10 protein-coding genes are annotated in these 11,028 nt (G+C 59.4%); 9 read left to right on the top strand and 1 reads right to left on the bottom strand.

Going from position 1 to position 11,028, the window contains the following annotated elements; genetic code table 11:
- The first annotated feature begins 53 nt into the window (after window positions 1–53).
- From DA915_RS17190 to glpK, 9 genes are all read left to right on the top strand, one after another.
- Entirely contained in the window at window positions 54–827 is a 774-nt protein-coding gene (locus DA915_RS17190) for a DeoR/GlpR family DNA-binding transcription regulator (protein ID WP_003505873.1), read from the top strand.
- Window positions 828–935: 108 nt separating this feature from the next.
- The gene (locus tag DA915_RS17185; protein ID WP_107676706.1) at window positions 936–2,459 is read left to right on the top strand and encodes a glycerol-3-phosphate dehydrogenase; all 1,524 of its coding nucleotides are present in this window, start codon (window positions 936–938) and stop codon (window positions 2,457–2,459) included.
- Between the two features lie 37 nt (window positions 2,460–2,496).
- Entirely contained in the window at window positions 2,497–3,567 is a 1,071-nt protein-coding gene (locus DA915_RS17180) for an ABC transporter ATP-binding protein (RefSeq protein WP_060723061.1), read from the top strand.
- 12 nt (window positions 3,568–3,579) lie between these two features.
- Window positions 3,580–4,650, top strand: a complete 1,071-nt coding sequence (locus DA915_RS17175) for an ABC transporter ATP-binding protein (protein WP_107676705.1) — start codon at window positions 3,580–3,582, stop codon at window positions 4,648–4,650.
- A gap of 2 nt (window positions 4,651–4,652) precedes the next feature.
- Window positions 4,653–5,519: a carbohydrate ABC transporter permease gene (locus tag DA915_RS17170; RefSeq protein ID WP_107676704.1), complete on the top strand. Its 867-nt coding sequence runs from the start codon at window positions 4,653–4,655 to the stop codon at window positions 5,517–5,519.
- A gap of 3 nt (window positions 5,520–5,522) precedes the next feature.
- Entirely contained in the window at window positions 5,523–6,446 is a 924-nt protein-coding gene (locus DA915_RS17165) for a carbohydrate ABC transporter permease (RefSeq protein WP_107676703.1), read from the top strand.
- Window positions 6,447–6,448: 2 nt separating this feature from the next.
- A complete protein-coding gene (locus DA915_RS17160) occupies window positions 6,449–6,742 on the top strand; it encodes a DUF2160 domain-containing protein (RefSeq protein WP_107676702.1) in 294 nt (97 codons plus the stop codon).
- Between the two features lie 75 nt (window positions 6,743–6,817).
- Complete coding sequence (locus tag DA915_RS17155; protein WP_003505894.1) at window positions 6,818–8,539, top strand: ABC transporter substrate-binding protein; 1,722 nt, start codon at window positions 6,818–6,820, stop codon at window positions 8,537–8,539.
- A 69-nt stretch (window positions 8,540–8,608) separates the two neighbouring features.
- A complete protein-coding gene (gene glpK, locus DA915_RS17150) occupies window positions 8,609–10,108 on the top strand; it encodes a glycerol kinase GlpK (RefSeq protein ID WP_107676701.1) in 1,500 nt (499 codons plus the stop codon).
- Between the two features lie 55 nt (window positions 10,109–10,163).
- Here glpK and DA915_RS17145 read toward each other — a convergent pair whose 3' ends face one another.
- Complete coding sequence (locus DA915_RS17145; RefSeq protein WP_060723063.1) at window positions 10,164–11,024, bottom strand: LysR family transcriptional regulator; 861 nt, start codon at window positions 11,022–11,024, stop codon at window positions 10,164–10,166.
- Window positions 11,025–11,028: the final 4 nt, after the last annotated feature.

The following is an 11,028-nucleotide window of genomic DNA, read 5'->3' as shown; positions in this document are numbered from 1 at the left end:
TTTTCGTTCGCTCTTCAATAAAACGAAAAAATTGAAAGAGGAGAGAGGGTGAAATGCTGCTCACACCGCGTCAGGATGAAATCGTTGCGCTGGCGAAAGCGAACGGGCGGGTGCTGGTCGATGAACTGGCGGCGCGGTTTTCGGTGACACCCCAGACGATCCGCAAGGATCTGAACGACCTCTGCGATACGCGGGTGCTGACTCGCATCCATGGCGGCGCGCTCTTTCCAAGCGGCAATGAAAACGTCAAATACGAGGCGCGCCGCGCCATCGCATCCTCCGAAAAACAGGCGATCGGTGCCGCTGCCGCGGCCCTCATCCCCAATAACTCGTCGCTTTTCATCAATATAGGCACCACGACCGAGGCAGTTGGTGAAGCGCTCGCGGATCATCACGAGTTGATGGTTATTACCAACAACATCAATGTTGCCAACAGGTTGAGGGTTTTCCCCGGCATCGAAGTGGTGATTGCCGGCGGTGTCGTGCGCGGTTCCGATGGTGGTATCGTCGGCGAGGCGGCTGTGGATTTCATCCGCCAGTTCAAGGTTGATTTTGCCGTCATCGGCGTTTCGGCCATCGATGAAGACGGGGCTTTGCTCGACTTTGACTTCCGTGAGGTCAAGGTGGCGCAGGCGATAATCTCCAATGCGCGCCATGTCATTCTGGTGTCGGATTCGCTCAAATTCGAGCGCACGGCCCCCGTGCGTATCGGTCATCTTTCCCAGGTGCACACCTTCATTACCGATCATTGTCCTGTTGATTCCATCCGTACCATCTGTGCCGATCACGATGTCCGGCTGATCGAAACCGAGGGTCGCGACGCCTGATTCAAGGGGCTTTTTGATTTCGTTTGACATTCGTTTTGTCTTCGAATTAGATGGCTGTGCTTTCAATATATCGATGAGGAGAGCGTCGATGAAAGCACGGGAGGGTCCATGTCTGACGAGGCAATTCACGATATTTTCGTGATCGGCGGCGGTATCAATGGCTGCGGCATCGCGCGTGACGCCGTTGGCAGGGGCTATTCCGTGGCGCTTGCGGAAATGAACGATTTTGCCTCCGGAACCTCGTCCGCCGCGACCAAACTCATCCACGGCGGTTTGCGTTATCTCGAACATTACGAATTTCGTCTGGTGCGCGAAGCGCTTATGGAGCGTGAGGTGCTGTGGGCCATGGCGCCGCACATCATCTGGCCGATGCGCTTCGTACTACCGTTCCAGAAGGGTGGCGTGCGCCCGGCCTGGCTCGTGCGTCTCGGGTTATTTCTTTACGACCATCTCGGCGGCCGCAAGCTTTTGCCCGCCACACGCTCGCTTGATCTGCGCCGTGATCCCGCCGGAAAGCCGCTGAAGCCGATTTTCGCCCGCGCCTTTGAATATTCGGATGGCTGGGTGGACGATGCCCGTCTTGTGGTGCTGAATGCCCGCGATGCCGCTAATCGCGGTGCTTTGATCCTCAATCGCACGCAGGTGGTTTCGGCCCGGCGCGAAGGCGCCTTCTGGCGGATTGAAACGAAAAATGTCGCCGGAGAAGCCAAGACCCACCGGGCGCGCATGCTGGTGAATGCCGCCGGCCCCTGGGTGGACAAGGTGCTGTCTTCGACATTCGGCAAAAACAATGTCCACAATGTCCGCCTCGTGCAGGGCAGCCACATCATCGTGCGCAAGAAGTTTTCCGATCCGCGCGCCTATTTTTTCCAGAATCCTGATGGCCGCATTATCTTCGCCATCCCTTACGAACAGGACTTTACGCTGATCGGCACGACGGATCGCGACTATACCGCCGACCCCCGTGCTGTTAAGATCAGCGACGAGGAGATCAGCTATCTTTGCAATGCGGCGAGCGAATATTTCGCTGAACCGGTGGAGCCGGCGGATATCGTCTGGACCTATTCCGGCGTGCGGCCCTTGTTCGATGACGGCGCGTCAAAAGCGCAGGAAGCGACCCGCGATTATGTGCTGAAAACCGAAGGGGCGGAAGGCGAAGCGCCGCTTCTCAATATTTTCGGCGGCAAGCTCACCACCTATCGGCGGCTTGCCGAACATGCTCTTGAAAAAATCGGCGATGCGCTGGGTGAAAAGGGTGCGCCATGGACGGCGGGCTCGCATTTGCCGGGTGGAGATTTCGGTGCCGAAGCCTACGTCGCGGAAGTTTCGGCGCTGCGTTCGCGTTACCCCTTTCTCGAAGAGCGTCATGCAAAGCGGCTTGTGCGCTGCTACGGAACGGATGCGACGGCGCTGATCGGCAATGCGACTGAGACGGCGGCACTGGGGCGGTTTTTCGGCGGCACGCTCTACGAGGCTGAGGTTCGCTGGCTGATGGCGAGGGAATGGGCGCTGACGGCGGAGGATATTCTGTGGCGCCGCACCAAGCAGGGGCTGTTTTTAACCCCCGAAGAGGTGCGTGGGCTGGAGGATTATATCGAAGACATTGCGGGTGAACGCTTGAAGGCAATCTGACGATCCGATCGAAAAGCGGAGGAGGCTTTGGATCACCATGCTTGAATTGCGAAACGTCTCGAAGATGGTTGGCGGTGAATATCATATTCACCCGATCGATCTGACGTTGCAGCGCGGAAGCCTGAACGTCCTGCTTGGACCGACACTTTCGGGCAAAACGACGCTGATGCGGCTGATGGCCGGGCTGGACAAGCCGAGCGCCGGCTCGATCTTTTTTAATGGCGAGGACGTGACGGGCTTTCCGGTGCAGAAGCGTAATGTCGCCATGGTCTATCAGCAGTTCATCAACTATCCGGCGCTCTCGGTTTATGAAAATATCGCTTCGCCGATGCGGGTTGCCGGCAAGGATCAGGCAACCATCGACAGGGAAGTCAGGAAGGCCGCTGAGCTTCTGAAGCTGACGCCCTATCTCGACCGCACGCCCCTCAATCTTTCCGGCGGCCAGCAGCAGCGCACCGCGCTTGCAAGAGCCATCGTCAAGAACGCCAATCTGGTGCTGCTCGACGAGCCGCTGGCCAATCTCGATTACAAGCTGCGCGAAGAATTGCGCGAGGAACTGCCGCGCATTTTTGCGGAATCCGGTGCGATCTTCGTTTATGCCACGACCGAACCGTCAGAAGCGCTGCTGCTGGGCGGCAATACCGCGACGCTTAACGAGGGCAGAGTGACGCAGTTCAGCCGCACGATCGAGGTCTACCGGCGTCCGGTGGATATCGTGACTGCGGAAATCTTCGCCGACCCGCCGCTCAACACCATCGAGGTCATCAAGACGGGTGGGGCTTTCACCCGTGCCAATCAGGCCGTTGTCACGGTGCCGGCGCATCTTGCGGCCGTGCCGGACGGACCTTTGACCATTGCTTTCCAGCCGCATCATCTTTTCCCGCATGCGAAGGGTGAGGCGCGGCAATCCATCCGGGCGCGGACGCTGATTTCGGAAATCGCCGGATCGGAGAGCTTCGTGCATGTGGAATTTTCCGGCAGGCGATGGGTCATGCTGGCGCATGGCATCCACGACATCGAACCGGACAGAGATATCGAGCTGTTTCTCGATACAAAACACCTGATGGCCTTTGACGCGAATGGCCGCGCCATCGGCGAAGCGGCGTAAGGGAGATCGGTCATGGCACGCATCACGCTCGATCATATCCGCCACGCCTATAATGCCAAGGCGCAGGCTGCCGGCGAATATGCCCTGAAGGAAGTTCATCACGAATGGGAGGACGGCGGTGCCTATGCGCTGCTTGGGCCTTCCGGCTGCGGCAAGACCACGCTGCTCAACATCATTTCCGGCCTGCTGCGTCCGTCGGAAGGCCGCATCGCCTTTGACGGAACTGACGTGACCGATTTTGCCACCGAAGACCGCAATATTGCGCAGGTGTTTCAGTTCCCGGTCGTCTACGACACGATGACGGTCTACGACAATCTCGCCTTTCCGCTGCGCAACCGGCATGTGCCGGAGGCCGAGGTGGATCGCCGGGTGCGGGAAATTCTCGAAATGACCGATCTTTCCGGCATGGCCAAACGCCATGCGCGCGGGCTGACGGCGGATCAGAAGCAGAAGATTTCGCTGGCGCGCGGTCTTGTACGTTCCGACGTCAATGCCATCCTTTTCGACGAACCGCTGACGGTGATCGATCCGCATATGAAGTGGGTGCTGCGCTCGCAGCTGAAGCGCCTGCATCGCCAGTCCGGGTTCACCATGGTCTATGTGACCCATGACCAGACCGAGGCTTTGACCTTCGCGGACAAGGTGGTCGTCATGTATGACGGGCAGATCGTCCAGATCGGCACGCCCGCCGAGCTTTTCGAACGGCCGGGACACACTTTCGTCGGTTATTTCATCGGCTCACCGGGCATGAACGTGCTGCCCGCCAGCATCGAAGGGGCGACGGCGGTTGTCGGCGGTCTCGGCGTGCCGCTTGCCGGTGTGCCGAAGGTTGATGGAAAGCAGCGGATCGAGATCGGCATCCGCCCGGAATTCGTCCGGCTTGAACGCGGCGGTATGCCCATCACTGTCGACAAGGTCGAGGATATCGGCCGGCAGAAGATCGTGCGCGCCCGGTTCGCCGGCCAGAAGCTCGCGATCGTCGTTGCGGAAGACGAGGAAATTCCGGCGGAAGCGGGTGTTCGCTTCGATCCGGCCGCGATCGGTGTCTTTGCCGATTCCTGGCGCGTGAAGATGGGAGCCTGACCATGGAAAAGAGCTGGAACAACAAGGCGTGGTTCATGGTGCTGCCGGTGCTGGTGCTGGTCGCCTTTTCCGCCGTCATTCCGCTGATGACCGTCGTGAACTACTCGGTGCAGGATACGTTCGGCAATAATCAGTTCTTCTGGGCGGGAACCCAATGGTTCGAGGAAATTCTGGCCTCGGACCGTTTCTGGAATGCGCTGGGGCGCAATCTCCTGTTCTCCGGCATCATCCTGTCGATTGAAATTCCGCTTGGCATCTTTATCGCGCTCAAGATGCCGAAATCCGGCATTGGCGTGCCGGTCTGCCTCGTCACCATGGCGTTGCCGCTGCTCGTGCCGTGGAACGTGGTCGGCACGATCTGGCAGGTTTTCGGCCGCAGCGATATCGGGCTGCTTGGTTATTACGCCAATCAGCTCGGGCTTGATTACAACTATGTCAACGATCCGCTCGATGCGTGGATCACCGTCGTCATCATGGATGTCTGGCACTGGACGAGCCTTGTGGTGCTTCTTTGTTACGCCAGTCTCGTTTCCATTCCGGATGCCTATTATCAGGCGGCAAGGATCGACGGCGCTTCGCGTTTTGCGGTGTTCCGGTTCATCCAGCTGCCGAAGATGAAGCGGGTGCTGCTCATCGCTTTCCTGCTGCGCTTCATGGACAGTTTCATGATCTATACCGAGCCCTTTGTCGTCACCGGCGGCGGCCCGGGCAATTCCACCACCTTCCTGTCCATCGATCTCGTGAAGATGGCGCTCGGCCAGTTCGATCTGGGGCCGGCAGCGGCCATGTCGCTGATCTACTTCCTGATCATCCTGCTGCTGTCCTGGGTGTTCTACACTGTCATGACCAGCCACGACGCGGAGACCTGAGACATGAGCGCTTCGAACGTCACGACCGGTGTGGAACGTAATGGCATGGGTACTGGTTCTGCGGCAGTTGCCGGCTCGGTACGGCCCGGCTTTGCCGCAACGGCAAGGTCACGCCGCCACCATGGGCCGTCCAGGTTTTCCTGGCTTGTGCCGACGATCTATATCCTGCTGCTGCTGGTACCGATCTACTGGCTCGTCAATATGAGCTTCAAGACGAACACGGAAATCGTGTCGTCGATGACGCTTTATCCGCATCAGCCGACGCTGCAGAACTACCGGACGATCTTCACCGATTCATCCTGGTATTCGGGCTATATCAATTCGATCATCTACGTCGTCATGAACATGGTGATCTCGGTTGCCGCGGCGTTGCCGGCGGCCTACGCCTTCTCGCGATATCGCTTTCTTGGCGACAAGCACCTCTTCTTCTGGCTTTTGACCAACCGTATGGCGCCGCCCGCCGTCTTCGCGCTGCCTTTTTTCCAGCTTTATTCGGCATTCGGGCTGATCGATACACATATCGCGGTGGCGCTGGCGCATTGCCTGTTCAACGTGCCGCTGGCGGTGTGGATTCTCGAAGGTTTCATGTCCGGCGTGCCGAAGGAAATCGACGAGACCGCCTATATTGACGGCTATTCCTTCCCGAAATTCTTCGTGAAGATCTTCATGCCGCTCATCGCTTCCGGCATCGGTGTCGCCTGCTTCTTCAGCTTCATGTTCTCGTGGGTCGAGCTTCTGATCGCCCGCACGCTGACGACGACGGACGCCAAGCCGATTGCCGCGACCATGACGCGAACCGTTTCCGCCGCCGGCATGGACTGGGGCCTGCTTGCCGCCGCCGGCGTGCTGACACTGATCCCCGGCGCGCTGGTGATCTGGTTCGTGCGTAATTACATCGCCAAGGGCTTTGCGCTGGGGAGGGTTTGACCATGACGAAGATGCCCGATTTTACCTGGATGGCCTGGACCTGGCAGACGGCTGCGTTTTTCGGCGCCATTGCCGTGCTGCTCGTCGGCATGTGGTTCTGGGAATATCTCTCGCCCGGCGGCAATCCCCGCTTTGGCCTCTTGCGCTTCGAGACCACACGCGGCGACCGTTTGTTCATCTCGCTGCTCGGCAGCGCCTTCATTCATCTCGCATGGCTCGGGCTGGTCGGCCCGAACCTGTGGTGGGCTCTCGCTCTGTCTGCGGTCTACGCCATCGGCGTTTTCCGTTTTGTCTAGAGCAGGAAAAAGGTGCGGCGGAGGAAAACCGCACCAGCAGACTTCATGCAATCGCAAACCCTTGGGAGGACTGATATGCGACGGCATCTGATGACGACGACGGCGGCCATGCTGCTGGCAATGACGGGTTCCGCTTTCGCCGGAATGGAGGAAGCAAAGCAGTTTCTGGACAAGGAAATCGGCGATCTCTCGTCGCTTTCGCGTGGCGATCAGGAAAAGGAGCTGCAATGGTTTGTCGATGCCGCGAAACCTTTCGCGGGCATGGAGATCAAGGTCGTTTCCGAATCGCTCACGACCCATGAGTATGAATCCAAGGTTCTGGCTCCGGCCTTCACCGCCATTACCGGTATCAAGGTCACGCACGACCTGATCCAGGAAGGTGATGTGGTCGAAAAGATCCAGACCCAGATGCAGACCGGTCAGAACCTCTATGACGGCTGGGTCAATGACAGTGACCTCATCGGCACCCATTGGCGTTACCAGCAGGTGCGCAACCTGACCGACTTCATGGCCAATGAAGGCAAGGACGTCACCAATCCCGGTCTCGACCTCAAGGATTTCATCGGCAGCGCCTTTACGACGGCGCCGGACAAGAAGCTCTACCAGCTTCCCGACCAGCAATTCGCGAACCTCTACTGGTTCCGTTATGACTGGTTCAACAACGAAAAGAACAAGGCCGATTTCAAGGCCAAATATGGTTATGACCTCGGCGTGCCCGTCAACTGGTCGGCCTATGAGGACATCGCCGAATTCTTCACCGGCCGCGATGTCGACGGCAAGAAGGTCTTTGGCCATATGGACTATGGCAAGAAGGACCCGTCGCTCGGCTGGCGCTTCACCGATGCCTGGCTTTCCATGGCCGGCAACGGCGACAAGGGCCTGCCAAACGGTCTGCCGGTCGATGAATGGGGCATCAAGGTCAATGACAAGTCGCAGCCGGTCGGTTCCTGCGTGGCGCGCGGCGGCGATACCAATGGTCCGGCTTCCGTCTATTCCATCGAGAAATATCTCGAATGGTTGAAGAAATATGCGCCGCCCGAAGCGCAGGGCATGACCTTCTCCGAATCCGGCCCGGTGCCGGCGCAGGGCAACATCGCCCAGCAGATCTTCTGGTACACGGCCTTCACCGCCGATATGGCCAAGCCCGGCCTGCCTGTGGTGAACGAGGACGGTTCGCCGAAATGGCGCGTCGCACCTTCGCCGCATGGCGTCTACTGGAAGGACGGCATGAAACTCGGTTATCAGGACGTGGGTTCGTGGACGCTGATGAAATCCACCCCCGACGACCGCGCCAAGGCCGCCTGGCTTTACGCGCAGTTCGTGACTTCCAAGACCGTGGATGTGAAAAAGAGCCATGTGGGTCTGACCTTCATTCGCGACACCACCATCCACCACAAGAGCTTCACGGACCGGGCCACCAAGCTCGGTGGTCTCATCGAGTTCTATCGTTCACCGGCCCGCGTGCAGTGGTCGCCAACCGGCACCAACGTTCCTGACTATCCGAAGCTGGCACAGCTGTGGTGGCAGGCGATCGGCGATGCGTCTTCGGGCGCAAAGACGGCTCAGGCGGCAATGGACTCTCTCTGCGCCGAGCAAGAAAAAGTCATGAGCCGTCTGGAACGTGCCGGCGTGCAGGGCGATATCGGTCCGAAACTGGCGGAAGAGCACGATATCGAATACTGGAACAAGGATGCCGTCTCGAAGGGCAATCTGGCGCCGCAGCTGAAGATCGCCAACGAAAAGGAAAAGCCGGTCACCGTCAATTACGACGAACTGGTCAAAAGCTGGCAGAAGTGATGTCTGCGTAAAATCTTAAACCGGGGCGGCTTTGCCGCCCCGTCATTGCGTCTGAAAGGGAGTAGCATAATGGGCGGTTATATTCTGGCGATCGATCAGGGAACGACATCGACGCGATCGATGGTCTTTGATCGCGACATGCGGGTCATCGGTGTCGGGCAGCGAGAATTTCCGCAACATTTTCCGGCCTCCGGCTGGGTCGAACACGATGCAGAGGATATCTGGAAAAGTGTGCTGGAAACCATCCGGTTGGCGCTTGCCGATGCCGGCATCGCCGCATCCGATATCGCGGCGATCGGCATCACTAACCAGCGCGAAACGACCGTGCTTTGGGACCGCAATACCGGTGAGGCCGTGCATCGCGCCGTCGTCTGGCAGGATCGACGCGCCGCGCCTATCTGCGAGGATCTGAAACGCCGGGGACTCGAGCCGCTTTTTTCGAAGAAGACCGGGCTGCTGCTCGATCCCTATTTTTCCGGCACGAAGCTGAAATGGCTTCTCGACAGCGTCAGCGGCCTTCGCGAAAAAGCCGTGAAGGGGGAAATCTGCTTCGGCACGGTCGACAGTTTCCTGATCTACCGTCTCACCGGTGGCCGCCGCCATGTGACCGACGCCACCAATGCGTCGCGAACGCTGATCTACAATATCGAAGACAACGCCTGGGATGATGAACTCCTGTCGATCCTCGATATTCCGCGCGCCATGCTGCCGGAAGTGCTGGATTGCGCCGCCGATTTCGGCGTGACGGACAGGTCGCTGCTGGGTGCGGAAATCCCGATCCTTGGCGTCGCCGGCGATCAGCAGGCGGCCGTGATCGGCAACGCCTGCTTCGAGCCGGGCATGATGAAATCCACCTATGGCACCGGCTGCTTTGCGCTTCTCAACACCGGCACTGATCGCGTCGCCTCTACCAACCGCCTGCTGACGACGATCGCTTACCGCCTCGATGGCGTCACGACCTATGCCCTCGAAGGCTCGATCTTCATCGCCGGTGCTGCCGTGCAATGGCTGCGTGACGAGCTTGGCTTCATCTCGGTTGCATCAGAAGTCAGTGCGCTCGCCGAAAAGGCCGATCCCAGGCAGCGTGTTTATCTCGTACCGGCCTTTACCGGTCTTGGCGCGCCTTACTGGGACGCCGAGGCGCGGGGTGCGATCTTTGGCTTGACACGCGGCACCGGCCCGGCGGAATTTGCGCGCGCGGCGCTGGAAAGCGTGGCCTACCAGACCTTCGATCTGCTGGACGCCATGCGCAAGGACTGGGCGGGTGACAATGGCAAGACGGTGCTGAGGGTCGATGGCGGCATGGTCGCTTCCGATTGGACCATGCAGCGGCTGGCGGATATTCTTGCAGCACCCGTCGATCGTCCTGTCTTCCTCGAAACGACCATTCTCGGTGCCGCATGGCTCGCAGCATCGCGCGCTGGTATCTGGCCGGACCGCAAGGCCTTTGCCGACCATTGGCGGCGTGACCGCCGTTTCAGCCCGGATATGGAAGAGGGCGAGCGGAAAAACGCTATTGCCGGTTGGCGCGACAGCGTCGGCCGCTGCCTCTCGAAACGGGAAAACTAGAGTATTTCCAGCAAAGGTGTGAAGCGGCTTTGCTTTCGGAAATGCGTCAGGAAATCTATACGAAGCTGCCGGGTGCGATGCTCTTGCTCGACACGAGATCGGAAAGGGCGCGCACCAGCTTCGTATCCGCGCCCTTGCTGGGCTGAAGCACGAATTCCACATCCTCCAGAGCCGGCAGCACACCCGCCGCAATCTCCTTGAGGCCTGCCGGCGCCATGCTGCGCGGCTGCACCAGAATGCCCATGCCCGCTCTTGCAGCAGCGGTAAGTCCGCTAAGGCTGCCACAGGTGCAGACGATCCGCCAGGAGAGGCCGGCCCGGTCCAATGCTTCCTGCGCCGCCTTTCGGGTGATGCTGGGCGGCGGGAAGGCGATCAGCGGCAGGGCGTCCGGCTGGTTCAGCATGCGTTCCGGGTCGCGCGCCAGCCAGACCAGCGGTTCGCGGTAAAGGAAGTGACCCAGTTTGTCGCCGAGGCGGCGTTTGGCGAGCACCACATCCAGCTCACCATTATCCTGCATCTGGTAAAGCACGCCGCTCAGCGAGACCGTCAATTCGAGATCCACCAACGGATAAAGGCGGATGAATTCCTCCAGAATGGCCGTCAGCCGGCTGGCGACGAAATCCTCCGAGACGCCGAGCCGCAGCCGCCCGCGCAGACGGTTTTCGCTGAAGAGCGATGAGACCTTGCTGTCGATCTCCAGCATGTTGCGGGCATAACCAAGCAGCGCCTCGCCCTCGCCAGTCAGTTTCACCTGATGGGTGCTACGGGCGATCAGCCGGCGGCCAAGGGCTGCCTCAAGCCTTTGAATATGCTGGCTGACGGTGGATTGGCCAATACCCAGCCGCTCGGCAGCAAGCGTGAAACTGCCGGTTTGCTGAAGCATGACGAAGCTGGCAAGATGTTGAAGGTTCAGCATTATC

This window comes from Agrobacterium sp. LAD9 (genome assembly GCF_003031125.1).
GTDB classification, from domain to species: Bacteria; Pseudomonadota; Alphaproteobacteria; order Rhizobiales; family Rhizobiaceae; genus Agrobacterium; species Agrobacterium radiobacter.
This window is presented reverse-complemented; position numbering and strand designations above follow the sequence as displayed.